Origin of the sequence: Halorussus gelatinilyticus (assembly GCF_023238445.1) — an archaeon.
In the GTDB taxonomy this organism is placed as follows: Archaea; Halobacteriota; Halobacteria; order Halobacteriales; family Haladaptataceae; genus Halorussus; species Halorussus gelatinilyticus.
Map to the genome: position 1 here is coordinate 812208 of NZ_CP096658.1, position 24281 is coordinate 836488.

Below are 24281 nucleotides of genomic sequence, written 5' to 3' on the forward strand. Positions count from 1 at the left end.
CGTCTCGGCTCTCGGAGGGGAAGTCGAGATTCGAGTCCGTCGCGCCGACCATCGCAAAAGCCAATTACTTTCGCGCAGATTTCGAGAGCGTGTTCGGAGTAGACGAGGCCGGGAAGGGGCCGGTGCTGGGTTCGATGTTCGCCGCCGCGGTCCGAGTCGCGGACCCCGACGCGCTCCCCGCGGGCATCGACGACTCGAAGAACGTCGCGCCCGAGCGCCGCGAGGAGATCGCGGCCGAACTGCGCGACGACGACCGAATCGCGGTCGGCGTCGCCGAGATTCCGGTCGAGCGGATCGACGGCGACGAGGACATGAACACGCTCACCGTGACGGCCCACGCCGAGGCGGTCTCGCAGGTGGTCGGGCGGGAGGCCGACGCGCCCGCCGCGGAGGCGGCACGCGACCCGGAAGGCATCGCGGACGCCGGCGACACCAGCGAGGAGCGATTCGCCCGGCGCGTCGCCGACGGAGTCCCCGAGAGCGTCGAGTTGACCGCGGAACACGGTGCCGACGAGGAGTACCCGGTGGTCGGCGCGGCCAGCATCGTGGCGAAGGTCGAACGCGACGCCCACGTCGCGGCCCTCGCGGAACAATACGCCGCCGCGCACGGCCCGGAACTGGGCGAGTTGGGGTCGGGCTACCCGAGCGACCCGAACACCCGCGAGTTTCTGGAGGCGTTCGTTGCCGAGCGGGGCGAGTTGCCCGACTGTGCACGCCGGAGTTGGTCCACCTGCGAGGACGTGCTGGCCGCGGCCGAGCAGTCGGGACTCGGCGACTTCTGAGGTCTGTCCGGTCAGTTCATTCCTGGTTACCACTTCAACAGGAGCGTCCGAATCCCCTGTCCAATCAGCGCGATGCCGAGGACGACGAAGGCGGTCGTGACGACGCTCCACCCCGCGGCGTTGAAGCCGAGCGCGACGAGACCGAATCCCGCGTAGATGCCGACGAGAGCGACGACCGTCCAGAAGAGCCGTCCGGCGAGTCGGCGGAGTTCCGCGCGGACCGCGCGCCGGACGACGCGCTCTAACCGCTCGTCGGAGATGTCGGAGGGCATAGCCCGGAGTTATCCATCATCGCACAAAAACCTTCGCGTCGGGTGCTTTCGTTCTCGAATGCGCCGTCGAGAGACGGATCGGTCGTAGGGCGACTCACAATCTCTCACCGACAATTGAGAGATACTGTCCAATTTTACAATATTTATAAAGATATAAATAACTCGGGTGTAGAGATGAAAATATATAATGGAATTTGATAGCAATACAATCGACCGGCGGAGCGTTCTCAAGAAGGTAGCGACGGGTGCAACGGTCATGGCCGGCGCAAGCGGTGTCGCAGGAGCCAAGACCGGAGACGTGTCACACACGATGGCCGACCACGAGGAGGCCGTCGCTGGATACGAAGCGCCGGAGAAAGTTCGAGAAGTCGTCTCGAACCACGAGGACGCGCTCGAATCGCTCGCCGCCGAGGGCCTCGTTGAGGCGGAGGTTGCGGCCGATCTGACGGTCGACCCGAACGGCGACATGCGCGGAGACGAAAACGAACACGAGAAAGTAACGTCGATTCAACGAGCTGACGGGTCGGTCGAACCAGAGATCAAGATCAACCGGATGACTGACAAAGGACGGCTGACGTTCGCAATTCGGCCGGAGAGCGACGTGCGATGGGCACTTCTTGGAGAGCGCGGGTCGGAGCCGAAGGTCCTCGACGGTGCGACTACGCTTAGCGTCTGCGATGGCGGGACGTGTGAGAAGGAATGCTGTAAATGGGAAACCTGTGAAGACCCCTGCTGGGGTGCGTGCGTGGACTGGTGCTACAAGTGTAACTGCTAACTGTACAGTCCGTCCAGTTCGGCGTTGTTTTTCTCAAAAATGAGTTAGATTATCTGTCCGTCAGCAGACTCCGCAGGATGTCGCCGTACGCCGGTCGCGTCACCAGTACGCCGATGAGCACGCCGAGGATGGTGATGATGGCGAAGCCCTGGAGGTCGCCCAGCGAGAGGACCGCCAGCGGACTCATGGCGATGATGGTCGTCGCGGCGGCCGCACCGATGACCCAGAACGCCTTCCGGAAGCGGCTCTGGAAGACGCGCGAGGACGACACGTCGCCCTCGGACATCACCTCGTCGGCGATGATGATGAGGTCGTCCACCCCGGTCCCGATGACCGCGATGAACCCGGCGATGTGGCTGAGGTCCAGCGGGAGTTGAATCGCCGCGGCGAACCCGAGTAGGATGACGACCTCCGAGAGCGCCGTCACCAGCATCGGGGCCGCGACCTTCGGGTCGCCGTACCGGAGGAAGACGACGGCGCTGACCGCGCCGACCGCGACGAGACCGGTGATGAGCGAGTAGAGCTTGAACCGCTCGGCCAGACTCGGCGCAAGGAAGTACGACGTGCCCTCCTCCATATTGAGTGAGGCCGGGAGCGAACCCGCGTTCAGGTGAATCTGAAGCTGGCGGGCTTCCGACATGTTGGCCGTCTGCATGACGAAGCTTGGGCTCTGCGTGAACTTCTGTTGACGGAACGTCTGGGCGAGGTCCGGACTCATGCCTGCTGCATAGACGATTTCCCCGTCTACGACCGTATAGAGACAGTAACCGGGGTTATCGGGGGTTGCTCCGTAGCGACAATTACTGACGCCCTCGTTGGTGAAACCGAATTTCCGCATCGCGTTCGAGAAGTTCTGTGCCGCCTTGTCGTTCAGCGTGACCGGAACGTGCGTGCCGAGTTGCGGACTCTCCTGTGCGGTCCCGATACTCCTGAAGTCGCCCTGTGTGAGGAGCGGCGTCGTCTTCGTGACGGTCCCGTTGTTCGTCTGGACCGGGTAGGCGGCGACGACCTGCACCTGCCCGCGCTGGGTCACGAGTTCTTCGAGTTGGCTCCGGTTGGTGTTGGGCATCTCGATGACGACGAAGTGTTCGTTGCTCGCCGTCGTCACCTGTTGGACTTGCCCGCCCGAGAGGCCCGCCTCGGAGACCTTGTCCCGGAGGATGCGCACGATGGTGTTTCGGGTCTCGGCGGTGACGCCCTGCCGGACGGTCTGGTAGTCGTAGCCCGCCTGCTGGAGCGCGTTCCCGAAGGCCGACTCGGTGACGTTGCCCGCGAAGACCTCGACGGTCGTGGTCTCGTTGGCCGCCTGCGCGAACCGAACGGTCACGTCGGCCGCGCTCACGCCCGAGAGGTTGCCGGCGACGCGACTCTCGACCGTAGTGGCGTCGGTTCCGCGGGGCACGTCCACGCCTTCCGCGGTCAGGCCGTCGACGGGCGCGCGGATGCGGGTGCCGCCCGAGAGTTCGAGACCGAACTTCAGGTTGGTCGGCGTGTCGGCCGCCGTCTCGTTGACGAACTCGTTACTCCCGCCGTCGCCGCCGACGCCGGGCGAGAAGAGCGCGAACGTGCTGACGACGAGGAAGATGGCGAGGAGGATTACCCGCCAGTTGTCGCGGATGTCCATTATCGGGTCACCCCCTCGTACTTGTACCAGCGAAGCAGGCTGAGGTTGAGCATGTAGGTGTTCATGAGGTCGGTCGCCAGTCCGAGGACGAGGACGATGCCGATGTCACGCAGGAGGTCGATGCCGAATATCCACGCGACGACGGCCATGACGGCCATCGCCGACAGCGAGGTGACGGTCATCGTCACGCCGGTCCGCATCGCGCGGTGGGTGGACTCGTAGAAGTCACCCGACCGGCGCAGGATGTGGTTGTTCAGCAGGATGTCGGAGTCCACCGAGTACCCGATGAGCATCAGCAGCGCCGCGACCGTCCCGAGCGACAGCGGGATGCCCAGCAGGTTCATCAGCGCGACGGGAATCACGATGTCGCTGAACGCGGAGATGACCACCGCGATGGAGGGGACGAACGACCGGAACATCAGGAACACGAGGACGCTCATCCCGACGAACGCGAGGCCGATGCCTAGTAGCGCGGTCTCTTGGGCGGACTTGCCGAAGCTAGCGGACGTTCCTTGGATGGACTTCACCATGTCCGCCGCCGACTGGCCTCGGACCGGTTGTAAGTTGTTTCTCGCCTGTTGGCCGATGTTGTCGGCCTCGGGCGGGAACGTCACGATGTAGGTGTCTTGGACTGTCTGAACGGGCGTGACGGTCGCTTGGGTGTCGAACGCCGCGGGGATTTCGGAGGGCGGGGTCGAGGTCTGGACGCGTAGCTCCGTGCCACCAGTAAACTCCATGCCGAGCCGTACCGGTGCGCCGGTGAAGACGTACCACCCGACGATAACCAGCAGTGCGACGGCGAGAATCGCGAGGGGAATCGCCGCCAACTGCCGGTTGGTGTACTGGGTGTAGTCCACCTCCGGCACTTCGAACGCTACCATATGGATGAGGAATGTGAGACGGCCGTGAATAAGTGTTCTTATCGAGTTCCACCGCCCGCGACCGTTTCCGTGGGAAGAAGGCTCAAACGACTCGGGCACGTAGTCGGGTGTATGGGGCGCAACAACGCCGACGACTCGACCGACGCCGACGAATCGTCCACGTCGGACGACGGCACGTCGCCGACGCCGGGCGAGGACCTGAGCGACCGCCACGAGAACCTCGCGCCCGCCGAGCGCGTCGTGATTTCCTACCCCGAGGACCTGAGCGACTGGGGACGATTTCAGGTCGAGAAGGACGCCTTCGCCGCGTACCTCCGGAAGACGAAGACCGACCGCGTCCGGCAGGGCGACGCGTGGGAGGAGTTCGTGGGCGTCGGGTGCTGTGGCAGTACGCTCGACGTGCCGCTCCGCGTCGAGGAGATAACCGGCGGCGAGACGCTCGGTTCCGACACGGCGGTCGAGTGGACGGTCAGGGAGGCCTGCGGAATTCGGGGCGGATGGCAGGTCCAGAGTCGGGGCGGCCCGAACGAAATCTGAGACCGCGGACGGCATCGGGCCGCGTCCGAGCGATAGCTACCCGTCGCTGGCCGTACTGACGCTTCTAGGGCAATGTATCGACGCCTCCGGGGAAACGCACCGACGCCTACAGGCCGACCGTTCGGCCACGTAACGCGCGTTCGCGTCGGAAAAACTGGCGTCGGAGTGACGACCGGAAGTTCGTCGCGCGGTCGCCGAACCGTTTAGGTTCGTTGCTCGGTACCGATTCCGGCCGGGGCGTCATCGGCGGTGAACGCGGCGTACCCGGCGAGGATACCGACGAGCGCGCCGACCGCGACGTCGTTCCAGAACAACAGGTCGGTCACTTCCCAGACGAACGCGCCGATAAGCACCCAGAGGCCGAGGAAACCGTTGATCGCGCTGGCCCAGTTGCCGGCCTCTAAGTCGTCGTCGCCCGATTCGTAGTAGCTGTACGCCGCGAGCGCGACGATGCCCGCGCCGACGATAAGGTCGCTCCAGAAGTCGGCACCGTCGGCTCCCCAGAAGAACGTCGGGACCACGAGGAGCCAGAGACCGAGGAGCGCGGTCACCGCCGACGCCCACTTTGCACCCCCATCGGAGTCGTCGCTGTCGTACGTCGTCTCGTCGTCGTACGTCGTCTCGTCGTCGTACGTCGTCTCGTCGTCGTAGGTCGCTTCGTCGTTGTACTCGTCGGTGTCGTAGTCGTCGTCGCGTTCCGTACTCATCCTGTCTCTCCCCCAACTAGTCGGAGTGGCCTCACGACAACAAGACTTGGGGCCTAGAACGAGCTGCGTTCGATGGAAACTGGCAACTCACGCGACGAGGAGGACGCTTACGGCATGTACCGGACGCTGACGACGCCGTCCTCGGCGCGGACCTCGACGCGGGAGACGCCGAGTCGGGCCGCCCGCGAGAGCGTGCCCTCGTCGTCCAGCACGTCTGTCGCGGCCTCCTCCGTATCCTCGGGCGGCACCGTGAGGACGTGAATCTCGCCGTCGCCGGCGCGCTCGGTCCGGGCGATTTCGCCCACGTCCTGCTCGGCCGCGAGGTCCTGCTCTTGGGTGGTCGGCGGCTCTTCGCTCCGCTCGGTCGAGAGGCCCCGGCGCTCCTCGACCTCCACGACCGACCACGTGAGGTTCATCGGCGGGTCGGGCGCGACGGTGGCTTCGACGGCGTCGGTCTCCTCGACGCCGGGATTCGAGGAGAGGGTGTGGACCTGTCCGTCGTGTACGTCCTTCAGCACGGCCGAGTCGCCCTCGGCGTGCGTGACGAGGAAGGTACTCGTCTTCTCGTCGGAGTCGCTCATGAGTCGAGTTAGGGAGCCCCGGCTTTTCTCCGTTGCGTTTGCAATACGGGGTGTTTGGTCTGGACGGCTCTGTCGAAACCCTATCGGTGATACGTTCCCTCTCGTCTCCGGGACCGCGTTGATGGGTCTCGTGCTGATAGGCGGAGGTGTTGGCTTCGGTCTGAAGCGGTATAGAGTGAGATGAAACGGACGTTCCGCGTCGGCGGAGAGACACCGATGCCACCTGAAGGGATTATCCCGCTCGACCACCGAGAACCCGTATGGAGTGGTGCGACCAGCCAACGGGACCGTTCGAGAGCGAGGGTACGAAGGCTCGGAACAGACGCTCGAAGGAGGAAGCGGTGTGACCGACGACCGCCTCCCGACCGAACACCTCTCGCCGCTCGCCACGCTCGTCGACGAGGTACTCGCGGGCGTCGGCTACGAAGTGGCGGCCGCCACCGACGCCATCGACGACGCCGTCCCCGGCCACGGCGGTCTCTTCGACCCCGCGACCACCCCCGACGAGTTGCGTCCCGCGCTCGAACGCCTGCTGGCGTCGGGACTCACCCGGCCACCCGTCCCCGAACCGACGAGCGACGCGTTCGTGCTCTACGTAGACGGCAGTTCGCGCGGCAACCCCGGCCCCGCAGGTGCGGGCGCCGTCGTCATGGACGCTGCGGAGGAGGAACTCGCCCGTCTGGGCCGACCCGTCGGCTCGCGGACGGGGAACAACACCGCCGAGTACGTCGCCCTCCAGCTCGGACTCTCCGAACTGGTGGCGCGCTACGAGCCGCGCAGGCTGGAAGTGCGCATCGATTCGATGACGGTCATCCGAGACGTCTGGGGTGGCGACGACCCGACGGAACCGGGCGTCGAGACGTACAGCGAGGCCGTCACGGAGACACTGTCGAGCATCCCGGACCACCGGTACACGCATCTGGCCGACAGCGACCCGAACCCCGCCGACGCACTGGCGACCGTGGGAGCCGATATCGCGAGTTTCGGACCCGGATAGTGAATCTCCGCCGCTTACGGTTCGAAGCTAACAGGAGCAGGTATTCGTTGCCGCACACGTCTCGTTCGCATTACCGCGCGAACCGATGCACGGCGAGGATGAGCGCCGCCGCGACTAACGGCGGTGCGACGGCGTACGCGGCGGGAAGCGAGTAGAGGAACTCCACGACTGGCGCGAGGAGCGCGGGCGGCGTCTCGCGCTGGTCGGGCGGCGCGGAGACCAGCAGCGAGGCGTACAGCGACAGGACGAACAGGTAGCCAGCGAGTGCGAGCGACACGTCAGCGCGGGCGCTCGCCGTCCCGCGGTCGTGTCGCCGCCCGGCCGAGACCACGGGCGCGACCAACGCGACCAACAGCAGGACGCCGCCGACGACGAGGAACGCCCGCGAGAAGGTGGCGAGTTCCGACTGGCCGGCGGTCTGGAACACCCAGACCGGGAAGGCGAGCAGGAGCAGGACCGCGAGTAACCCGCCTAACAGCGCGCTGACGAGGACGTACGACTTGAGGAGCCGCGACTCGGTGTGGGCGAACGCGCTCCGGAACGCGCCGACGACGACGCTCCGGGACCCGTCGGCGGTCGAATCCGACATCGTTCGCCCCTTAGCAACGGCCGCCAATAAGCCGTGCGATGCCGTCGTCGGCGTTCGAGTCAGTTGCCCCCGGCATCGCCGTTCGCGTCAATTGTCGTCGTCGCCACAGCCGCCGGTCCGGATTTGGATTGGTTCGTCTAGTTCGAGCGAGATGCGCTCGGAGAGGCTCGCGGACCCCGAGAGAAACTGCCAATCGGTTATCCTCCCCTCGTAGTGGTCGCCGTAGAGCGCGGCCGCCTCGTTGAACGCTGGTTGGACGGTCACGGAGAACTCCTCGCCGAGACCGCGGAACGCGCCGCCGTCGGTGCCGGAGGTGCCCCACGTCCAGTCGATGCGGTGGTCGTCGCCCTCGGTCGCCCACTGGTCGTAGTTCGTCTCGGCGATGTCGCCGGTCTCGGGGTCCGGGTAGAGGTCGTCTTTGACCACCCACTCGCCGTCGGTCGGCATGTCGTACAACTGGAACGTCACCGCGCCGGCGTCCGGGTTGCCGACGCTCCCGTGAACGAAGACCAGACTCGTCCCCTTGGGTCCCTGATAGAGGAACGCGATGCTGGTGTGTTCGCGCTGGAGGTTTCGCGTCCCCGCGGAGGCGTAGGTCACGCTCCCGTCGCCGACCGCGCCGTTTTCGTCCATCACTCGCTCGGCGGGCAGGTGGTACTCGTAGAACGTCTCGACCGGCAACTGGCTACGGAGCGGCCGAATCGGGACGCACCGCTCGCCCTGCACGAGGACGCACTGAGAGTCGTCCTGCGTCGCCCCCGCGCCGCGCGCCGCGGACGACCCGACTCCGAGTCCGCCGCCGACGGCGGCCAACAGCGACCGCCGAGTCGTCGTCACGCTGGTGTTCTCGTCCATCTCTCGTTCGGCCACGGGAAGGGTGAATTTTGTTATCCGGTCGTTACTTCCGTTCCCCTCAGCCGGGAAATTAATCTGCGGTGACAAGTCGAGGCGGAGCGAGGTAGTTCGCTCCCGGCGGACCGGACCAGACCGGACCGGCCCATTTTTGGTCCGCGCCGTCGCCGTCTACGGCATGCGCGTAGACCTCGGTAACGCACTGTCGGAAGTCGCCGACCCCGGACTCTCCCGCACGGGACTCGACGAGTTGGACGAGCGAGTCGCCGACGCCCACGAGCGCATCGAGCGCGGCAGGGCGAACGCCGACCACGGCTACGCCGCGTTGAACCTCCCCGAGACCGCGAACCCCGACGAGATTCGGGCCGCGGTCGAACCCTTCGCCGACGCCGAGGCGGTCCTGACCGTCGGCATCGGCGGGTCGGCCCTCGGTGCGGCCACGCTCGCTCGCGGTCTGCCCTCAGAGACGGACGCCTACTTCCTCGACAACGTGGACCCCGAACACGTCTCGCGCCTGCTCGACTCCCTGCCCCTCGATTCGACCGCGGTCAACGTCGTCTCGCGCTCGGGCACGACCGCCGAGACGCTGGCCAACTTCCTCGTCGTGCGCGAGGAGATGGAGCGGGCGGGCGTCGATTGGACCGACCGGACCTTCGTCACGACCGGCGACGAGGGCAACCTCCGCCGCCTCGCGGAGAAGGAGGATCTGCCCGCGCTCGACGTGCCCGACGGCGTGCCCGGTCGCTTCTCGGTCCTCTCGACGGTCGGTCTCGCCTGCGCCGCGATTCAGGGCCACGACCTCGACGCGATTCTCCGAGGAGCGAGCGACGAGGCCGACCGCCTCGCGGGGTCGCTGTACGACTCGCCGGCCTACGCCTACGGCGCGGTGGCCTACGCCCTCGAAGAGCGCGGCGCGGCGGTCAACGCGATGATGCCCTACGCCGAATCCCTCGAAACCTTCGCCGAGTGGTTCGCCCAGTTGTGGGCCGAGAGCCTCGGCAAGGACGGCCGGGGCCAGACCCCCGCCCGCGCGCTCGGCGCGACCGACCAGCACTCCCAACTCCAACTCTACCGCGCGGGCCCCCGCGACAAACTCGTCACGCTCGTTCGCCCGGAGACGCGCGCCGACCGCGCGATTCCCACGACCGACTTAGACGGCCTCTCGTACCTCGGCGGCTCGTCGCTCGGCGACCTGCTCGACGCCGAGTTCGAGGCGACCGAGGCCAGCCTCGCGGCCGCGGGCCAGCCGAACGTTCGGGTCGAAATCGACCGCGTGGACGAGGAGAGCCTCGGCGAACTCCTCTACGGCATGGAGGCCGCCTGCGTCGTCTACGGCGAACTCGCCGAGGTCTCGACGTTCACGCAACCCGCCGTCGAGTGGGGTAAAAAGGCCGCCCGCGGACTGCTGGGCGGCGGCGACTTCGAGGAGGCCGACGCCGTGGCCGAGAAGACGACGCTGACCGTCGAGTAGGTCGGCTTCTATCACGGAACGCAGCGGGAAAAGAACAGAAGTTTTTGACAACCATCTAACTACAGTCGGGAGAACGTATCGTGTTCGACACAGCCCTCCACCGGCAGGTAGTCCTCGCCGCGCTGGTCGCCCTCGCGGGCGTCGCTGGCGCGGCCGCGGGCGCATCCGCGGCGGCAGACGACGTATCGGCGCACTCGGTACAGCAACTCGACTCGTCAGTCGCACAGACCGACGAAACCAATCAGAGCGAGAACGTCACGGCGTCGTTCGTCCACGACGGCGAGAAACTCGACATAAGCCCTATCAGCGAACAGAACGTCACCACTCGAACGAACGCGGCCGCCGGGACGACGCTTAATCTCGTATTGCGAAAGAACGGTAGCTTCGTCGACCAGCGTGAGGCAACAGTCTCGAAGAACGGTACCGCGACAGTCTCCATCTACTCTCAAAATCTCCGCCTGAGACCGCACTCCGAGATATCGCTCGTCGTTCGCTACGACGGCCGGACTCTCGCCGAGACGACCGGGGTCGTGAAAGAGACCTCCGTCGAGTTCGTTCACGACGGCGAGCGCCTCGTGCTCGAAAACACTGCAAACCAGACCGTCAAACTACGGACCGACGCCGAACCGGGCGAGAAGGTAGTAGTCAAGATAGAGGGCGAATCGTTCGGCATAATGACTCCGGAGGTCGTCGCGGCGGACGGAACTGCCAACGCAACGTTCGACCTGAGCGACGTGCCGTCCGGGACCGAAGTCAACCTCACCCTCCAATCCAGTTCGAAGGTGACCGAAGGTGTAATCCTGAACGAGTCGGCGATGGCGACCGAGACGACGACGGACGCGCCGACCGAGACGACCACCGACGATACAGCAACGACCACCGACGAAATCGAAACGACCACGCAGGGCGACAACGAGTCCGGCATCCCCGGATTCGGCGTCCCGGTAGCGCTCCTCGCGTTGGTCGCCGGCGTCGCGCACGCGCGGCGCGCCTGACCGGCGACTCGGCGCGGTTTCCCGCATCCAATCACCGCTTCTCGCGTCCAAGCACAGGGCCTTTAGCGCGGCCGCCCGTGCTTCGAGGCATGGAAGACCGTTCTGCCGCGAGCTTGGGTGACGACCGAGACTCCTCGGTCTCGCTCGGGCGGGCCGCCAAAGCGGTCGGGTGGAGTCTCGCGGTCGGCTACGCCGGACTGTTCGCTATCGCGGTCTGGGGCAGTCTGCTCGTGAGTATCGGGTCGGGACTGGTCCCCGGCGAACTCGGCACCGCGATGGAACTCGCGCTCGGTGCGGTCGCGCTCGGGTTCGGGACCGCGACGGTCGCGCTACTCTACTTCCAGTGGACCGACGCGACCCTCTCGTACCTCGACTTCCGGTGGCCCTCCCTGCGCGACGCGGGCTACGTGGTCGGCGGCGTCGTCGCCCTGTTCGCGCTCCAGATGCTCGTCACCGTCGTCTTCTCGGCCGTCGGCGTGAGTACCGCGAGCCACAACATCGAGCAGACCGCGAAGGGCAACGCCGACATCCTGCTGTTGATGATTCCGGCGTCGTGGCTCATCATCGGTCCCGGCGAGGAGTTGCTCTACCGCAACATCATCCAGAAGGACCTCTACGACACGTTCGGCGACTGGGGCGCGGTGCTGGTCGGAAGCGCGGTGTTCTCGCTGGCTCACATCCCGGCGTACGCGGCCGGAGCGTCGGGCCTCGCGGCGCTCGCCAGCACGCTCGCGGTCATCTTCGGCCTCTCGCTGATACTCGGCGCGACGTATCTGGCCACGGAGAACCTGACCGTCCCGGCACTGATTCACGGGACGTTCGACGCCGTCGTCTTCGGCGCGATGTACCTCCAACTGACCGGAGGCGCGTGACCGAGGGCGGAGCGAGTTGGACTCCGGGGAAACCGGGGAGTCTGCCGGGCGTCCGCTTCGCGTCCGCCCTCCGTCTGACGTAGATTTAACAGCTCCAAATACTTTTGAAAAGTTCATGGAGCGTCGGTACTCGGTGAGCATCGAACGGGAGCGGGCCAGACGCATCGAGACGCTGGCCCGCGAGTACGACCTGACGACCCAAGAAGTTCTCCAGCAACTCGTCGAGGTCGGTCTCGAAGAGATAGAGACCGACGAGTAACTGGACGAGCGGCGGTCGCAGTCGCGTCGAATCGCGACGGTCGCGCGAGAACGCGTTCGATTCGAAGGAGCGCGTTCGGCGTTGGGAAGGCGCGGTCAGGCGTTCGAGGGGTTCTTGCGCGTGAGTTTGCTCCCGCAGATGGGACACCGGTCTTTGTTCTCGTCGAACTCCCGACCGCAGCCCTGACACTGGAACTTCCAGTTGCGCTGTTCGGAGATGCCGTCCTGCGCGATGACTTCGACGCTCACGTCCATGTGTTCGGCGACATTCTGCATCGCGTAGTCGTCGGTTACGAGTCTGGCGTCGAGTTCGAAGGCGGCCGCGATGAGGCGAACGTCGGTGGTCGAAAGCTCCTCGAAGTCCCCCGTCTCCTCGGCGGCCCGGCGGACCCGCTCTACCGCGCCGTCCTGCGGGATGTGGATGTGCATCCCCGACCCCTCCATCGCGTCGAAGCGATAGGCGCTCTCGTCTTCGAGTTCCTCCCGGACCATCGGGATGGTCGCGATGTCTTCTGTCGTGTGATACTCGTTGATGAAGGCTGAGGCGTCTAGAACGTACATTTACCGCTGAACGACGATGTAGTCTTTTACTGCCTGCACTCGTTTCACGGGGACTTGGAATCGACCCTCTTCGTCCGAGTCGAACGCCACCGTGGCGTTGTCCAACTGTTCGTCCGGTTCGATGAGCAGGTCGGCGAGTTCGCCCGTCTTGAGGTCCATGGTGATGTTGTACAACATACCGAGTTCTGTCCCGTCTGACCCCATGACGGCTTTCCCCGAGAGGTTTTCGGCGAGGATTTCCGACATACGGGGGGTTACTGAACGCTCCTACATAAAGGGTAGGGGGACCCGCGACTCGCGGGGGTCCGCGCGCCGAATCGCCGGGCGGAGACTCGCGCGGAGTCCGTGACGGCAAGGAGCCGCGCTCGCAAAAGTTAAATGCCGTGCGAAGTACTTCACGAGTAAGAAACCTTCTTTCCCCGGTGGTAGTTATGTCTGACACTGATACACGCGACGGCGAACACGGTTTGCGAACCCCAATCGTGGCAGTACTGGGACACGTAGACCACGGCAAGACCAGTCTACTGGACAAGATTCGCGGCTCGACCGTCATCGAGGGCGAGGCGGGCGCGATCACCCAGCACATCGGGGCCACCGCGATTCCGCTCGATGTGGTGTCGAAGGTCGCCGGAAGCCTCATCGACCCGAGCGACTTCGACCTGCCCGGCCTGCTCTTCATCGACACGCCGGGCCACCACTCGTTCACCACCCTGCGGTCTCGCGGGGGCGCGCTGGCCGACATCGCTATCCTCGTCGTGGACGTCAACGACGGCTTCCAGCCCCAGACCCTCGAAGCTATCAACATTCTCAAGCAGTCCCAGACGCCGTTCGTCGTCGCCGCGAACAAGATAGACACCGTGCCGGGGTGGAAACCAAACGAGGACGCGCCCATTCAGCAGACCAAGGAGGCCCAGAGCGACCGGGCGAGTTCGATGCTGGACGAGAAGCTCTACGAAGTCATCGGGGAGTTGAGCGACGAGGGGTTCACGGCGGACATGTACTGGCGCGTCCAGGACTTCCGGGGGAACATCGGCGTCGTGCCGGTCAGCGCCGAGACCGGGGAGGGGATTCCCGACCTGCTGACCGTCCTGATGGGACTGGCCCAGCGGTACATGAAAGAGGACATGGCCATCGACGTGACCGGGCCGGGCGCGGGCACCGTCCTCGAAGTCAAAGAGGAGAAGGGCTTCGGGACGACCCTCGACGTGGTGCTGTACGACGGCACCATCCGGGAGGACGAGACCATCGTCGTCGGCGGGATGGACGACCCCATCGTGACCGACGTGCGCGCCATCCTGAAACCCCGACCGCTCGCCGAGATTCGGACCGAGGACCGCTTCGAGAAGGTCGAGGAGATAGCGGCCGCCTCCGGGGTGAAGATCGCCGCGCCGGAACTCGACAGAGCGATGGCGGGCGCGCCCGTCCGAGTCGTCCGGGACCGCGACATCGAGGAAGTCATCGCGGAAGTCCGGGCCGAACTCTCCGAAATCGAGGTCGAGACCCAAGAGCAGGGCGTCGTCGTGAAGGCCGACACCCTCGGGAGTCTGGAGGCCATCGCCAACGCGATGGACGAGGCCGAGATTCCCGTCATGCGCGCCGAGGTCGGCGACGTCGCTCCTCGGGACATCAGCGTCGCTTCGACCGCCAACGAGGACAAGCACAAGACCATCCTCGCGTTCAACGTGGACCTGCTGGCCGACGCCGAACAGCGGGCCGAGGAGAGCGACGTGAAACTCTTCGAGAGCGGCGTCATCTACCGACTCATCGAGGAGTACGAGGAGTACGTCGAGGAACTGGAGCGCGCCCAGCAGGAGACCGTCCTCGACAACATCACCCGACCCTCGCGGTTCCAGATTCTACAGGACCACACCTTCCGGCAGAACGACCCTGCGGTGGTCGGCGTCGAGATTCTGGCGGGCACCGTCAAGAAGAACAGCAACGTCGTGAAGTTCGAGGGTAACGACCCGACGCGGGTCGGCCAGTTGAAGGGGATTCAGGAGCAGGGCGAGGACGTGGACGAAGCCCGGAGCGGCAACCGCGTCAGCGTCGCCATCGACGGGCCGACGGTCGGCCGCCAGATAGAGGAGGGCGACGAACTCTGGATCGAGATTCCCGAGAAGCACGCCAAGATTTTAGAGCAGGAACTGAGCGACGACATCCCGGCGGACGAACTCGAAGCGCTCAAGATGTACCTCGACAAACAGCGCAAGCGCGACCCCTTCTGGGGCAAGTAACCGCTCGCGCCGACGAGGAACCGGTATTTTCCGTTGCGCTCCGGCCGGGAGCGACCGCGCACTGCGGTCGCCGAGTTCGAATTCCTCACAGTACACATCAGATTCATTATTACTAAAGCAGATTCTTTTTAAGAAGAAGTCCGAATTATCATTGTTTATTCGGCACTACCATCCATACATTAAGAATATTAAATTAACTATTCAATAGATGTATTTTGCTAGTTCCAGCGCTTCTCCGGTGGTTTTGGCCCGTCTAAACGCCGCAAACGGCAACGACCAGTGAAGTGGTAACCGTCGCTCAGCGCCGAGTGGAACGATGACCGAACGCAATACGACGCGACGACGGTTCCTGAAGGCATCGGCCGCGACGGTCGCGACCGCCGCAGTCCCCGCGACTGCGACCGCCGCCGAATCGCAGTGGACGGTCGCCGAGACCCCCACCGGCAACACCCTCTACGACGTGGAGTACGCCGCGGACGGTGCGTACGCCGTCGGTGCCGGCGGCGTCGCCCTGAAGCGGACCGCGAAGGGATGGACGAAGATTTTCGACGGCGGCGTCACCGGGAACGGCAACTCGCTGTACGGCGCGGACGTGACCGACGACGGCAAGCGCCTCTGGTTCGTCGGTTCGTCCGGCGCGGTCGGCGCGTACGACGTCGAGACGGGCACCCTCTACAACCACTCCAAGCCCGTCGGAAGTACGAACAACTTCAACGACGTGTCCGTGATGGGGCAGGCCGGCGAGGCCAACGTCTACGTCGCCGGCGACTCGGGCAAGATATACTACAGTTTCGAGAACGGCGCGTCCCAGACGTGGGACTACGTCACGCCCGGTAGCGGGGCCAGTCTCTCGGCCATCGACTTCCACGACGCGAAGTCGGGCCACGTCGTGGACACGAACCAGAAGGTGTTTCAGACCACCGACGGCGTCTCTTACACCGATATCGGCATCACCGACGCCAACGTCAACTTCTACGGCGTGGACAGCGACGCCACCGACGACGTGAGGGTCTCGGGCGGCGGCGGCACGGTCTTCCACTGGGACGGCGCGAACTGGACGCCGACCGACCTCGGCGACGCCGGTCTGAAGGACATCGAAGTCACGACCGACGACTCGGAAGGCCTCACCGTCGGCGGCGGCGGTAAGGTCTTCGACAAGACCGGCCTGAAGTGGGCACAGGACGCCACGCCGACCGGCCAGAACCTGAAGGCGGTCGTCCGCGGCGACGTGGACGTCGCCTTCGGCGCGGGCGGGACCGTCGTCGAGAAGTAGACGGGACGGTCCGGCCCGGTCCGGCAGCCGTTTCGACCCGGTTTCCGGCCTCGGCTTCAGCCCTTCACCCCCGACTTCCGCCCTTCGGCTCCGCCTCCCGCATTCGACTCCGCGCCTCGACCGCCGCGAATCGCGGTCTTACCACCGGGCAATAATTTTTAGTTCTCCCCGAACGTAGTGCCTTACCGGAGGGTGATTCCATGCTCGGGCAGAACCTACTACGCAGTGGTAACGCCGGAGTACCGAACGTCTCTTACTACGACCTCGCGCTCGCCGTCCTCCCGCTCCCGCTGTTGGTCGGTCTGCTGGCTGGCGAGGTGCTGGCGCTCCCGGTCCAGACCGGCGTGGCGGCGGGCGCGCTGGTGTCGGCGCTGGCGCTCGGTCACCTGCTGTTCCGGGACCCGCCGACGCGGCGCGGGCCGCGAGATAACAGCGACGTCGAGAGCGAAGGCCTCGGGAGCAAGGGCGTCGGCGGAAACGTCGGCAAATCGTCGCCCTGAATGCCTCTGTTGGGACTGAAGCGAAAAACGGTGAACCGAGAGTCGAGTGAGACCCGCTTATCGTGCGGTCGGCGTGATGTTGTCGCCCATCATCTGCTTGACCTGCATGGCCGCGCTCGCCGCGAGACCGCGGGCGACCTCGGTCTCCTCGTGGGTCACGAGGTCGTCGCCGTCGAAGTCTTCGAGGTCGGGCTGGAAGCCGGCGCTCACGGGGTGGCCGACCGGCGGTTGGACCGAGACTTGCGCCTGCGGTCCGCTCCCGTCGTCGGCGACCTTCGACCCGACGACGTACTCGTCGGGGAGGAACTCGCGGGTCTGGCTGGCGATAGCGGTGATACTGTCGCGGAGCGACTCCTTCTGCTCGGGGGAGAGGTCCGGAACGTCGGTCTCCGCGCGGTGGCCTGCCTGCGTCTTTCCGGGGACGCCCGCGTAGGGGGTATTTCCGTTCATCGGTCTGACGAACAGACCTTAGGTCCCAATGGCTTAAAAGCTCTCGGCTTCGGCAGACCGTGACACGGTTGCCGGCGAGCGGGTCAACAGATGGGTTCGCTCTCGCCGTAGGCCGCCACGACGACCGCCGTGGCGAACGTGCCGGGTTCGGCGTGAACGTCGGCGGTCCGAATCCGCTCGTCGGTGAACGCCCAGTCGCGTAGCTCGCGGCCCGCCGCCAGACCGGTCCGGACGCGCTCGGCGACGTCCTCGGGGTCGGTCTCGTCGGCGGCCTCGTAGAAGAGTCCGGGGCCGGACTCGTCCTCGGATTCGTCGCCCCTCGACTCGGCTTCCTCCCCGCCCGATTCGCCGTCGCTCGTACTCCATCCGAGAGCGGCCGAGACGCGGCCGGGACCGACGCAGGTCGCGCGCGCCTGTACGACCGTCAGGCGTTCGCCCGCGGGACCGAGGTCCGGGGCCGTGCCGACCGCCTCGATCTCGGTGTCGGCCGGAATCACCGACGAGACCGCCACGAGGTTGTAGTTGTGGAGGTTGGCGTCCGCGAGGGCGGCGTCGTACGAGGACATCTCGGTGGGACCGGTCCCGGTGCCCCACGCGACCCGAATCGTGCTCATGGCTGGAGTGAATCGCCGGGAGCGGTAAGGGGTTGCGATTTCCGACCCGTCGTCGGCCCGAACGGCACGGAGTGGCACGCTCGGAGCCCGAATCAACACGCATAACCTCGCCGCCGACCGACCGGGAACTAACCGGAGCGCAGCTACGCACATGACCATCAGATTCGTGACGAGCAACGAGGGAAAGGTCCGGGAGGCCCGCGAGTACCTCACCGACGACGTAGAGCAGATCGACTACGACTACACCGAAATCCAGAGCGACGACCTCGCGGAGATCGCCGTCGCCGGAGCGAAGGAGGCCTTCGAGGAGACGGGCCGCGACGACCCGGTTCTCGTGGACGACGCGGGCCTGTTCGTGGACGCGCTCGGCGGGTTCCCCGGCCCGTACTCCTCGTACGCCGAGGACACCGTGGGCGTCGAGCGCGTCTGGAACCTGGTGGAGCAGGAGGAGAACCGCCGGGCGAAGTTCCGGTGCGTCGTCGCCTACTACGACGGCGACGAGGCCCGGACATTCGAGGGAGCCGTGCCGGGGCGCATCGTCGCGCCGCGAGGCGACGGCGGGTTCGGCTACGACCCCATCTTCGAACACGAGGGCGCGACGATGGCCGAGATGAGTACCGAGCGCAAGAACGCCGTCTCCCACCGCGGCCGGGCGCTGGCGAAGTTCGCGGACTGGCTCGCCGAGAACTGAGCGAAAGATGTTTTTCCGACGACGTGTAGACGGACGAGTATGAGCGCCGACGCGAAACGCTGGCGCTCGGTCGGGGTTCTTCTGGTCGGTGTCGTCGCTTGGCTCGCGCTGTCGGTGTTTCCCTTCCAGTACGGGGTCGTAGAGAGCGGCGTGCTGGCCGGATTGCTCGTTCTCTTCGGCCTCTTCGAGTTCGTACTGGACGAGGCGGTCGTTGGTTCGAGGTGATTCGTCGGCCGGAGGACTCCGGGACCGACGACGGAGACCGCCGAGACGAGGTGAAAAAGCGGTAGAAAGCCCTGCTCGTCGGGGTCGCCGTGCGCTCGCTCAGTCCGAAGTCGCCCGCGTGCCGTCGGCCGACGCGCCGCACGTTCGCTCCATTTCAAGGACGTTCAGGTCGCCGTCGAGAGTCACCGACAGCACCTCGTCGTCGAGCGGAATCTCGACCAGAATCTGCCACGGGTCGTCCGAGAGGACGGTCGTCTGCTCGTCGCTGACGCACCACGCGAGGTCCCAGTACGGCGTCGTACAGAGGTCCACGCCGTGTTCGCGGTGGAACGTCACCACGTCCGACTGGTCGAGCAGCGAGAGACCCACCGCCGAGTAAAGTTGGTGGCGACACTGCTCGCACTCGTGGTCCACGCGGACCTCCAGTCCGAGGAAGTCCTCCGTGTCGCGGGTGATCGTCGTCGTCATCCGGCCGTTGCACTCCGGGCAAACGCCGTCCGCGGCGAGGCAGTGGAGGTGGCGCACGCGCTGGTTGAACGCGTCCATTATCTCCTCGCGGGTGCGGTCGTTCAGTCCGCCCGGCGGGAAGGGGTAACAGCCGTGGTTCTTCTGGCACTCCTCGCACTCGATGACCAGCATCTCGTCGTCGTAGTACGCCTGAAGACCTCCGTCGCAGGTCGCGCAGGTGCCCTCCACGTCGAACGGACCCATCTCCGGGTGTTCGTTGAACGACCCGGCCAGAATCGCACGGACGACCTTCTTGCCGGCCTGCCGGAAGTCGTAGCCGTCGTCGGTCTGGACGACGAAGTGGTCGGTGAGTTTCTTGAGGTGGTAGTTGAACTGTGCGCTGTCGGCCATCCCGACGTCGCGTCGGAGTTCCGAGAAGCTGACCGGCCGGTCGGGAGCCTGCCAGAGCGCCTCCAGAATCGACAGTCGCGTCTCGTTTGCGATGACCGAGAAGGCCTCGGCCGGGGCCACGCAGTCCTCGCAGTCCTGAATCACGGACTCGTCGTCGAGGTCCGCGTTCGGCCCGGTTGTTCCGCTCATGTGGGAGAGTTGTGTTGGCAACCCGCTAAAGTGTTGCCGTAATTGGATTTTTGTAACTCTTCCAATAATTCCCCGTGGCCGGACGTTCGGTATGGTGGCGCGCGTCGTCGTCTCCCGGAGAAAGACGTGGTCCTCGAAGACCGGACGCGTCGGCGAGCGAAGACCCCGGTTCCGGAGCCGGCCGGCCCGTTCGGCGACCGGGGGGACGTCCTCATCGTCGTCGCGGGCTTTTTCATCACAGTGGACGCCCTCTACGACGTGTACCGACGACAGACGTAAGTTTCACGTAATGAAGCGCCGCTACTGGCAGGCTCGACGGGTCCTATTGGTGGGGCATCGAGCCTTTTGAAACGGCACAGAGCAAGCGCCCACTATATTACATTATCTATTAGAAGATATTAAGGGTTAAAGAGATGAGTTATGCATGCATGTCAGGTGATAGTCTCACTTCGCGAAGACGGTTCGTCAAATCAAGCGGCGTCGCACTCGGAACGCTGGGCACCCTCAGTTCGATTACAGGTACGACAGTGGCGACTAGTACAGGGTCAACGTGGAAGGCATCCAATGAGAACTCTATGTTTATAAAGACCCGATGTCGGATAACCCCAAAGAAAAATACTCTTCTGCCCAGCTCAGAGTCAAAAAACTGGGGAGAACGAGGACGGAGATTACAAAGTCCACGACTTGGAAATTGCAACCCTCAATTCTGCCGTAAAAGATGTCCGGAAGGACACTTGTGGCGGCTACGGTTGTAGTTACGAACGCGGCAAGGTGCCCTGTGCCACGGGATACGGCCTCACAATCGACAAGGTCGATAGTGCTGTCCAATTTCAATGGTGGGGAGGAAATCCCGAGAGCAATCCGTTCATTCAAGGTGGTCCCGCTTACAAAGATGGCTCCAGCGAGCTAGAGGGGAAAGATGATCCGCCTGCATATCTTTCCACATTCGTCGATTTGGTCGGCTTAGCGCTGAGTAGAGGCTACCCAGTTGCTGGGACGGCCTATTCCGCAGCTAATATCGCCCTCGGTCTCGATTTCAATGGCGAAGACAAACCCCACTCCGAGGAGATACGATGGACTACCGACTCGTCACCCGAAGGGACGTACGCGATAAGCTACCGATATCTCCAAGTCTACATTCCCAAGTCGGCTAGTTCGGGAACGATAGAGATAGGGACCGAAACACGGACTGGAACGATGGTTGGCGATGCTACACTCCGTGCGTCGGAGCAGATAACGATCAACCAGTAGTCTCAGGGGTAGATGCGTTGTACCGGAGAATCGCAAGACAAAGAGTGCTGAATTATCGAACCTTCAAGAGGTTCCGACTCGACGCCGGGCGAAAAATCGACAGCGAGAACGCGTGCGAACGGACGCCACGGGTCTCAGCATCGCGCTCGGGGCGGACCGAGAACAGTAGGTTTATCACTCGCTCGGGGCGAATCTTCCAGTAGAATTACTTCAGGAGGTCAACTTTGACAGGAAATTACGCCCAACCGGAGGTGAACATCGGACTGGTCGGTCACGTAGACCACGGAAAGACGACGCTCGTGCAGGCGCTTTCCGGCGAATGGACCGACCAACACTCCGAGGAGATGAAGCGTGGCATCTCCATCCGGCTCGGGTACGCAGACGCCACGTTCCGGCAGTGTCCCGGTCTCGACGAGCCAGAGCGCTACACGGTAGACGAGACGTGTCCCGACGGCAGCGAGAGCGAGCCGCTCCGGACCGTCTCGTTCGTGGACGCGCCGGGCCACGAAACGCTGATGGCGACGATGCTCTCGGGCGCGGCCATCATGGACGGTGCCGTGCTGGTCGTCTCCGCGACCGACCCCGTCCCGCAGGCCCAGACCGAAGAGCACCTGATGGCGCTGGACATCATCGGCATCGACAACATCGTCGTCGCCCAGAACAAAATCGACCTCGTAGACCGCGAGCAGGCCGAGCGAAACTACGAGGAGATCCAGGAGTTCGTGGAGGGCACCGTCGCCGAAGACGCGCCGGTCGTCCCCATCTCGGCCCAACAGGAGGTCAACATCGACCTGCTGATTCAGGCGGTCGAAGAGGAGATTCCGACGCCCGAGCGCGACCCGGACGCGGACCCGCGGATGCACGTCGCCCGGAGCTTCGACATCAACCGTCCCGGCACCGAGTGGGACGGTCTCGTCGGCGGCGTCCTCGGCGGCAGTCTGGTCGAAGGGAAGCTGACCAGCGGCGACGAGATAGAGCTTCGCCCCGGCCGCGAGGTCGAAGAGGGCGGCGAGACCCGCTGGGAGTCCATCGAGACCGACGTGCGCTCGCTACAGGCGGGCGGCGAGACGGTCGAGGAAGTGACCCCCGGCGGACTCCTCGGCGTCGGCACGGGACTCGACCCGAGCCTGACGAAAGGCGACGCGCTGGCGGGACAGGTCGCCGGGACGCCCGGCACGCTCCCGCCGACGTGGGAGCAGTTCACGATGGAGGTGGACCTGCTCGAACGCCTCGTCGGACTCGACGACCAGGACATCGACGACATCTCGACCGGCGAACCGCTGATGCTCACCATCGGCACCGCCACGACGGTCGGTTCCGTGACCAGCGCCCGCGAGGGCGAGTGCGAGGTCGCGCTGAAGCGCCCCGTCTGTGCGCCCGAAGGTGCCCAAATCGCCATCAACCGCCGCATCGGCGCTCGCTGGCGGCTCATCGGGGTCGGCACCCTCACCGGATAGATGGTCGTCACGGTCGCCTTGGACACCAGCGCGCTCATGATGCCCGTCGAGAGCGACGTTCGGCTCTTCGAGGAGCTAGAGCGTCTCGTCGGCGGTAGCGAGGTGCGTTGCACCTCGGACCCGAGCGGCGATACGCCGCGAGGAATCGAGTGCGTCGTGCCGCGCGCGGTCTGCGAGGAGCTTTCGAAGCTCTCGGACGGCGCGAGCGAGGAGGCCGTCGCGGCCAGCGTCGGCGCGGACTTGGCGACCGAGCGGTGTCGAGTCGTCGAACACGAAGCATCGTACGCCGACGACGTGCTGGTCGAACTCGCCCCCGAGTTCGACTACGTCGTCACGAACGACGGACCCCTCAAGGAGCGTCTGCTCGACGCGGGCGCACCGGTAATTCATATAAGGGGCCGGAACAAACTCGCAATCAGCAAACCTTAGCATGTACAAACGGGTCAGACTCAAGGATACGGTCGAGGTTCCCCCAGAACACCTCGCGGACGTGACGCCGAACTTAGTGAAGAAGCTCCTGCAGGACAAGCTGGAGGGGCGGATGGACGAGGACGTTGGAAGCGTCGTCAGCGTCGTGAACGTCAACGACATCGGCGACGGTGCGGTCCTGCCGAACCGACCGGGCGTCTACTACGAGGCCGATTTCGACGCGGTCACGTACGACCCCCAGATGCAGGAAGTGGTGGACGGAGAGATAGTGGAAGTGGTCAACTTCGGTGCCTTCGTCGGCATCGGGCCGGTAGACGGCCTGCTCCACGTCTCCCAGATCTCCGACGAGTACCTCGCCTACGACGAGGAGGGCCAGATGCTCGCCTCCCGCGAGTCGAACCGCACGCTCGGCGTCGGCGACTCGGTGCGGGCGCGCATCGTCACCAAGAGCATCGACGAGCGCAACCCCCGCGAGAGCAAGATCGGGCTGACGGCGAAGCAGGTCGGACTCGGCAAGCACGGCTGGCTGAAAGAAGAGCGCGAGAAACGACAAGCGACCACTGAGAGTGAGTAACGATGGCCAGTGACCGCCTCGCCTGCCGCGAATGTCACGCCGTGGTCGAACCCGACGAGGACACCTGTCCCATCTGTGGCTCGACCAGTCTCACCGAGGACTGGGCCGGCTACGTCATCATCGCCCACCCCGACGAGAGCCAGATCGCCGAGGAGATGGAAGTAACCAAGCCGGGCAAGTACGCGCTGAAGGTCCGATAGGGCCGTGAGCGACGTTCTCGTCACGTTGCCCGCCGAGATGCGCGGGGAACTCAAGGAGCCGATGGGGCCGATTTTCACCGACGCCGAGCGCCTGCTGGACGCGGCTGGCGACCCGCTCGTCGCCGTCGGCGACGTCGTGACCTACCACCTCGAACGCGCCGGGGTCCTCCCGGACGTCGCGGTCGTGGACGGCCTGACCAAGCGCGAGGAGGTCGCCGACGACGTTGCCGAGGGCGTCGCCCGACTCGGCGGCGAGACCCGCGAGGTCCGCGTCGAGAATCCCGCGGGAACCGTCTCCCGGGGGTTGGTCGAGGCCCTCCGAGACGCCATCTCGGACCCGGAGCCGACGCTGCTCGTGGTCGAAGGCGAGGAGGACCTCGTGACGCTCCCCGCAATCGTTGCCGCGCCGCTCGGCGCGAGCGTCGTCTACGGCCAACCCGACGAGGGGATGGTGCTGGCCGACGTGACCGACGAGTCGAAGGCCGAGATGCGTGACCTACTGAGCAGGATGGAGGGCGATTCGGACGCGCTGTTCGAGATTCTGGACGCGGCGTAGCGTCGGACCGCCGTCGAATACGGATA

Annotated in this window: 32 protein-coding genes; 20 read left to right on the forward strand and 12 right to left on the reverse strand. The window is 65.1% G+C overall.

Features of this window, described 5'->3' with window-relative positions; translation table 11 throughout:
- Window positions 1-89: 89 nt before the first annotated feature.
- Entirely contained in the window at window positions 90-782 is a 693-nt protein-coding gene (gene rnhB, locus M0R88_RS04200; protein WP_256468582.1) for a ribonuclease HII, read from the forward strand.
- Between the two features lie 26 nt (window positions 783-808).
- Here the strand turns inward: rnhB and M0R88_RS04205 are convergent, their stop codons facing one another.
- A complete protein-coding gene (locus tag M0R88_RS04205) occupies window positions 809-1054 on the reverse strand; it encodes a hypothetical protein (RefSeq protein ID WP_248655716.1) in 246 nt (81 codons plus the stop codon).
- Between the two features lie 187 nt (window positions 1055-1241).
- Between M0R88_RS04205 and M0R88_RS04210 the strand changes: the two genes are divergently transcribed.
- The gene (locus M0R88_RS04210; protein ID WP_248655717.1) at window positions 1242-1829 is read left to right on the forward strand and encodes a hypothetical protein; all 588 of its coding nucleotides are present in this window, start codon (window positions 1242-1244) and stop codon (window positions 1827-1829) included.
- Window positions 1830-1878: 49 nt separating this feature from the next.
- On the opposite strand, the gene M0R88_RS04215 is transcribed toward M0R88_RS04210, so the two are convergent.
- Window positions 1879-3456 (reverse strand): preprotein translocase subunit SecD, encoded by a 1578-nt coding sequence (locus M0R88_RS04215; RefSeq protein ID WP_248656753.1) that lies wholly within the window; start codon window positions 3454-3456, stop codon window positions 1879-1881.
- Window positions 3453-4334 carry a protein translocase subunit SecF gene (secF, locus tag M0R88_RS04220; RefSeq protein WP_248655718.1) on the reverse strand — a complete coding sequence of 294 codons (882 nt, stop codon included), beginning with the start codon at window positions 4332-4334 and terminating at the stop codon, window positions 3453-3455. The genes M0R88_RS04215 and secF overlap by 4 nt, the downstream gene beginning before the upstream one ends.
- 111 nt (window positions 4335-4445) lie before the next feature.
- Here secF and M0R88_RS04225 point away from each other — a divergent pair, with 111 nt between their 5' ends.
- Window positions 4446-4871 carry a DUF7968 family protein gene (locus tag M0R88_RS04225; RefSeq protein WP_248655719.1) on the forward strand — a complete coding sequence of 142 codons (426 nt, stop codon included), beginning with the start codon at window positions 4446-4448 and terminating at the stop codon, window positions 4869-4871.
- Window positions 4872-5074: 203 nt separating this feature from the next.
- On the opposite strand, the gene M0R88_RS04230 is transcribed toward M0R88_RS04225, so the two are convergent.
- Together M0R88_RS04230 and M0R88_RS04235 are read right to left on the reverse strand one after the other, a co-directional pair.
- The gene (locus tag M0R88_RS04230; protein WP_248655720.1) at window positions 5075-5578 is read right to left on the reverse strand and encodes an SPW repeat domain-containing protein; all 504 of its coding nucleotides are present in this window, start codon (window positions 5576-5578) and stop codon (window positions 5075-5077) included.
- A gap of 107 nt (window positions 5579-5685) precedes the next feature.
- Window positions 5686-6159 carry a DUF5812 family protein gene (locus tag M0R88_RS04235; protein WP_248655721.1) on the reverse strand — a complete coding sequence of 158 codons (474 nt, stop codon included), beginning with the start codon at window positions 6157-6159 and terminating at the stop codon, window positions 5686-5688.
- Window positions 6160-6502: 343 nt separating this feature from the next.
- On the opposite strand from M0R88_RS04235, the gene M0R88_RS04240 reads away from it, so the two are divergent.
- The gene (locus tag M0R88_RS04240; protein WP_248655722.1) at window positions 6503-7156 is read left to right on the forward strand and encodes a ribonuclease HI family protein; all 654 of its coding nucleotides are present in this window, start codon (window positions 6503-6505) and stop codon (window positions 7154-7156) included.
- A gap of 70 nt (window positions 7157-7226) precedes the next feature.
- Here the strand turns inward: M0R88_RS04240 and M0R88_RS04245 are convergent, their stop codons facing one another.
- Together M0R88_RS04245 and M0R88_RS04250 are read right to left on the reverse strand one after the other, a co-directional pair.
- Window positions 7227-7745: a DUF8056 family protein gene (locus tag M0R88_RS04245; protein WP_248655723.1), complete on the reverse strand. Its 519-nt coding sequence runs from the start codon at window positions 7743-7745 to the stop codon at window positions 7227-7229.
- Window positions 7746-7832: 87 nt separating this feature from the next.
- The gene (locus tag M0R88_RS04250) at window positions 7833-8600 is read right to left on the reverse strand and encodes a hypothetical protein (protein ID WP_248655724.1); all 768 of its coding nucleotides are present in this window, start codon (window positions 8598-8600) and stop codon (window positions 7833-7835) included.
- A gap of 175 nt (window positions 8601-8775) precedes the next feature.
- Between M0R88_RS04250 and M0R88_RS04255 the strand changes: the two genes are divergently transcribed.
- From M0R88_RS04255 to M0R88_RS04270, 4 genes are all read left to right on the forward strand, one after another.
- A complete protein-coding gene (locus tag M0R88_RS04255; protein ID WP_248655725.1) occupies window positions 8776-10068 on the forward strand; it encodes a phosphoglucose isomerase-related protein in 1293 nt (430 codons plus the stop codon).
- 80 nt (window positions 10069-10148) lie between these two features.
- A complete protein-coding gene (locus tag M0R88_RS04260; protein WP_248655726.1) occupies window positions 10149-11063 on the forward strand; it encodes a BGTF surface domain-containing protein in 915 nt (304 codons plus the stop codon).
- An 89-nt stretch (window positions 11064-11152) separates the two neighbouring features.
- Window positions 11153-11935, forward strand: a complete 783-nt coding sequence (locus tag M0R88_RS04265; RefSeq protein ID WP_248655727.1) for a CPBP family intramembrane glutamic endopeptidase — start codon at window positions 11153-11155, stop codon at window positions 11933-11935.
- A 115-nt stretch (window positions 11936-12050) separates the two neighbouring features.
- Window positions 12051-12194 (forward strand): CopG family transcriptional regulator, encoded by a 144-nt coding sequence (locus M0R88_RS04270; RefSeq protein ID WP_248655728.1) that lies wholly within the window; start codon window positions 12051-12053, stop codon window positions 12192-12194.
- Window positions 12195-12289: 95 nt separating this feature from the next.
- Here the strand turns inward: M0R88_RS04270 and M0R88_RS04275 are convergent, their stop codons facing one another.
- Window positions 12290-12754, reverse strand: a complete 465-nt coding sequence (locus M0R88_RS04275; RefSeq protein ID WP_248655729.1) for an NOB1 family endonuclease — start codon at window positions 12752-12754, stop codon at window positions 12290-12292.
- A complete protein-coding gene (locus M0R88_RS04280; RefSeq protein WP_248655730.1) occupies window positions 12755-13000 on the reverse strand; it encodes a PRC-barrel domain-containing protein in 246 nt (81 codons plus the stop codon).
- 185 nt (window positions 13001-13185) lie between these two features.
- Here M0R88_RS04280 and infB point away from each other — a divergent pair, with 185 nt between their 5' ends.
- From infB to M0R88_RS04295, 3 genes are all read left to right on the forward strand, one after another.
- Window positions 13186-14988: a translation initiation factor IF-2 gene (gene infB, locus M0R88_RS04285; protein ID WP_248655731.1), complete on the forward strand. Its 1803-nt coding sequence runs from the start codon at window positions 13186-13188 to the stop codon at window positions 14986-14988.
- A gap of 316 nt (window positions 14989-15304) precedes the next feature.
- Window positions 15305-16261, forward strand: a complete 957-nt coding sequence (locus M0R88_RS04290; RefSeq protein WP_248655732.1) for a WD40/YVTN/BNR-like repeat-containing protein — start codon at window positions 15305-15307, stop codon at window positions 16259-16261.
- 200 nt (window positions 16262-16461) lie between these two features.
- Window positions 16462-16761 carry a DUF8015 family protein gene (locus M0R88_RS04295; RefSeq protein ID WP_248655733.1) on the forward strand — a complete coding sequence of 100 codons (300 nt, stop codon included), beginning with the start codon at window positions 16462-16464 and terminating at the stop codon, window positions 16759-16761.
- Window positions 16762-16818: 57 nt separating this feature from the next.
- Here M0R88_RS04295 and M0R88_RS04300 read toward each other — a convergent pair whose 3' ends face one another.
- Both M0R88_RS04300 and M0R88_RS04305 read right to left on the reverse strand, forming a co-directional pair.
- Window positions 16819-17211, reverse strand: a complete 393-nt coding sequence (locus tag M0R88_RS04300; protein ID WP_248655734.1) for a DUF5811 family protein — start codon at window positions 17209-17211, stop codon at window positions 16819-16821.
- An 83-nt stretch (window positions 17212-17294) separates the two neighbouring features.
- The gene (locus tag M0R88_RS04305) at window positions 17295-17825 is read right to left on the reverse strand and encodes a pyruvoyl-dependent arginine decarboxylase (protein ID WP_248655735.1); all 531 of its coding nucleotides are present in this window, start codon (window positions 17823-17825) and stop codon (window positions 17295-17297) included.
- A gap of 151 nt (window positions 17826-17976) precedes the next feature.
- Between M0R88_RS04305 and M0R88_RS04310 the strand changes: the two genes are divergently transcribed.
- Both M0R88_RS04310 and M0R88_RS04315 read left to right on the forward strand, forming a co-directional pair.
- Window positions 17977-18516, forward strand: a complete 540-nt coding sequence (locus M0R88_RS04310) for an XTP/dITP diphosphatase (RefSeq protein WP_248655736.1) — start codon at window positions 17977-17979, stop codon at window positions 18514-18516.
- A 39-nt stretch (window positions 18517-18555) separates the two neighbouring features.
- Complete coding sequence (locus M0R88_RS04315; RefSeq protein WP_248655737.1) at window positions 18556-18741, forward strand: hypothetical protein; 186 nt, start codon at window positions 18556-18558, stop codon at window positions 18739-18741.
- Between the two features lie 99 nt (window positions 18742-18840).
- Here the strand turns inward: M0R88_RS04315 and M0R88_RS04320 are convergent, their stop codons facing one another.
- Window positions 18841-19788: a winged helix-turn-helix domain-containing protein gene (locus M0R88_RS04320; protein WP_248655738.1), complete on the reverse strand. Its 948-nt coding sequence runs from the start codon at window positions 19786-19788 to the stop codon at window positions 18841-18843.
- A gap of 126 nt (window positions 19789-19914) precedes the next feature.
- On the opposite strand from M0R88_RS04320, the gene M0R88_RS04325 reads away from it, so the two are divergent.
- From M0R88_RS04325 to M0R88_RS04355, 7 genes are all read left to right on the forward strand, one after another.
- Entirely contained in the window at window positions 19915-20067 is a 153-nt protein-coding gene (locus M0R88_RS04325; protein ID WP_248655739.1) for a hypothetical protein, read from the forward strand.
- A gap of 405 nt (window positions 20068-20472) precedes the next feature.
- Window positions 20473-21039, forward strand: coding sequence for a hypothetical protein (locus M0R88_RS04330; protein ID WP_248655740.1), 567 nt, complete (start codon window positions 20473-20475; stop codon window positions 21037-21039).
- 224 nt (window positions 21040-21263) lie between these two features.
- Window positions 21264-22496, forward strand: a complete 1233-nt coding sequence (locus M0R88_RS04335; RefSeq protein WP_248655741.1) for a translation initiation factor IF-2 subunit gamma — start codon at window positions 21264-21266, stop codon at window positions 22494-22496.
- A complete protein-coding gene (locus tag M0R88_RS04340) occupies window positions 22497-22925 on the forward strand; it encodes a type II toxin-antitoxin system VapC family toxin (RefSeq protein ID WP_248655742.1) in 429 nt (142 codons plus the stop codon).
- A gap of 1 nt (window position 22926) precedes the next feature.
- The gene (locus M0R88_RS04345; RefSeq protein WP_248655743.1) at window positions 22927-23499 is read left to right on the forward strand and encodes a DNA-directed RNA polymerase; all 573 of its coding nucleotides are present in this window, start codon (window positions 22927-22929) and stop codon (window positions 23497-23499) included.
- 2 nt (window positions 23500-23501) lie between these two features.
- Window positions 23502-23699 carry a transcription elongation factor subunit Spt4 gene (gene spt4 / locus M0R88_RS04350; protein ID WP_135853654.1) on the forward strand — a complete coding sequence of 66 codons (198 nt, stop codon included), beginning with the start codon at window positions 23502-23504 and terminating at the stop codon, window positions 23697-23699.
- A gap of 37 nt (window positions 23700-23736) precedes the next feature.
- Window positions 23737-24255: a GTP-dependent dephospho-CoA kinase family protein gene (locus M0R88_RS04355; protein ID WP_368409409.1), complete on the forward strand. Its 519-nt coding sequence runs from the start codon at window positions 23737-23739 to the stop codon at window positions 24253-24255.
- The last annotated feature ends 26 nt before the right edge of the window (window positions 24256-24281 follow it).

Excerpts from the sequence above, each read along its gene's own strand:
- infB (WP_248655731.1), top strand. The coding sequence starts at position 13,186 with ATGTCTGACACTGATACACGCGACGGCGAACACGGTTTGCGAACCCCA.
- M0R88_RS04230 (WP_248655720.1), bottom strand. The coding sequence starts at position 5,578 with ATGAGTACGGAACGCGACGACGACTACGACACCGACGAGTACAACGAC.
- M0R88_RS04295 (WP_248655733.1), top strand. The coding sequence starts at position 16,462 with ATGCTCGGGCAGAACCTACTACGCAGTGGTAACGCCGGAGTACCGAAC.
- M0R88_RS04340 (WP_248655742.1), top strand. The coding sequence starts at position 22,497 with ATGGTCGTCACGGTCGCCTTGGACACCAGCGCGCTCATGATGCCCGTC.
- M0R88_RS04300 (WP_248655734.1), bottom strand. The coding sequence starts at position 17,211 with ATGAACGGAAATACCCCCTACGCGGGCGTCCCCGGAAAGACGCAGGCA.
- M0R88_RS04205 (WP_248655716.1), bottom strand. The coding sequence starts at position 1,054 with ATGCCCTCCGACATCTCCGACGAGCGGTTAGAGCGCGTCGTCCGGCGC.
- secF (WP_248655718.1), bottom strand. The coding sequence starts at position 4,334 with ATGGTAGCGTTCGAAGTGCCGGAGGTGGACTACACCCAGTACACCAAC.
- M0R88_RS04255 (WP_248655725.1), top strand. The coding sequence starts at position 8,776 with ATGCGCGTAGACCTCGGTAACGCACTGTCGGAAGTCGCCGACCCCGGA.
- M0R88_RS04270 (WP_248655728.1), top strand. The coding sequence starts at position 12,051 with ATGGAGCGTCGGTACTCGGTGAGCATCGAACGGGAGCGGGCCAGACGC.
- M0R88_RS04320 (WP_248655738.1), bottom strand. The coding sequence starts at position 19,788 with ATGAGCGGAACAACCGGGCCGAACGCGGACCTCGACGACGAGTCCGTG.
- M0R88_RS04280 (WP_248655730.1), bottom strand. The coding sequence starts at position 13,000 with ATGTCGGAAATCCTCGCCGAAAACCTCTCGGGGAAAGCCGTCATGGGG.
- M0R88_RS04315 (WP_248655737.1), top strand. The coding sequence starts at position 18,556 with ATGAGCGCCGACGCGAAACGCTGGCGCTCGGTCGGGGTTCTTCTGGTC.
- M0R88_RS04345 (WP_248655743.1), top strand. The coding sequence starts at position 22,927 with ATGTACAAACGGGTCAGACTCAAGGATACGGTCGAGGTTCCCCCAGAA.
- M0R88_RS04210 (WP_248655717.1), top strand. The coding sequence starts at position 1,242 with ATGGAATTTGATAGCAATACAATCGACCGGCGGAGCGTTCTCAAGAAG.
- M0R88_RS04290 (WP_248655732.1), top strand. The coding sequence starts at position 15,305 with ATGACCGAACGCAATACGACGCGACGACGGTTCCTGAAGGCATCGGCC.
- M0R88_RS04225 (WP_248655719.1), top strand. The coding sequence starts at position 4,446 with ATGGGGCGCAACAACGCCGACGACTCGACCGACGCCGACGAATCGTCC.
- M0R88_RS04250 (WP_248655724.1), bottom strand. The coding sequence starts at position 8,600 with ATGGACGAGAACACCAGCGTGACGACGACTCGGCGGTCGCTGTTGGCC.
- M0R88_RS04275 (WP_248655729.1), bottom strand. The coding sequence starts at position 12,754 with ATGTACGTTCTAGACGCCTCAGCCTTCATCAACGAGTATCACACGACA.
- M0R88_RS04310 (WP_248655736.1), top strand. The coding sequence starts at position 17,977 with ATGACCATCAGATTCGTGACGAGCAACGAGGGAAAGGTCCGGGAGGCC.
- M0R88_RS04245 (WP_248655723.1), bottom strand. The coding sequence starts at position 7,745 with ATGTCGGATTCGACCGCCGACGGGTCCCGGAGCGTCGTCGTCGGCGCG.
- M0R88_RS04305 (WP_248655735.1), bottom strand. The coding sequence starts at position 17,825 with ATGAGCACGATTCGGGTCGCGTGGGGCACCGGGACCGGTCCCACCGAG.
- M0R88_RS04355 (WP_368409409.1), top strand. The coding sequence starts at position 23,737 with ATGCGCGGGGAACTCAAGGAGCCGATGGGGCCGATTTTCACCGACGCC.
- M0R88_RS04265 (WP_248655727.1), top strand. The coding sequence starts at position 11,153 with ATGGAAGACCGTTCTGCCGCGAGCTTGGGTGACGACCGAGACTCCTCG.
- spt4 (WP_135853654.1), top strand. The coding sequence starts at position 23,502 with ATGGCCAGTGACCGCCTCGCCTGCCGCGAATGTCACGCCGTGGTCGAA.
- M0R88_RS04235 (WP_248655721.1), bottom strand. The coding sequence starts at position 6,159 with ATGAGCGACTCCGACGAGAAGACGAGTACCTTCCTCGTCACGCACGCC.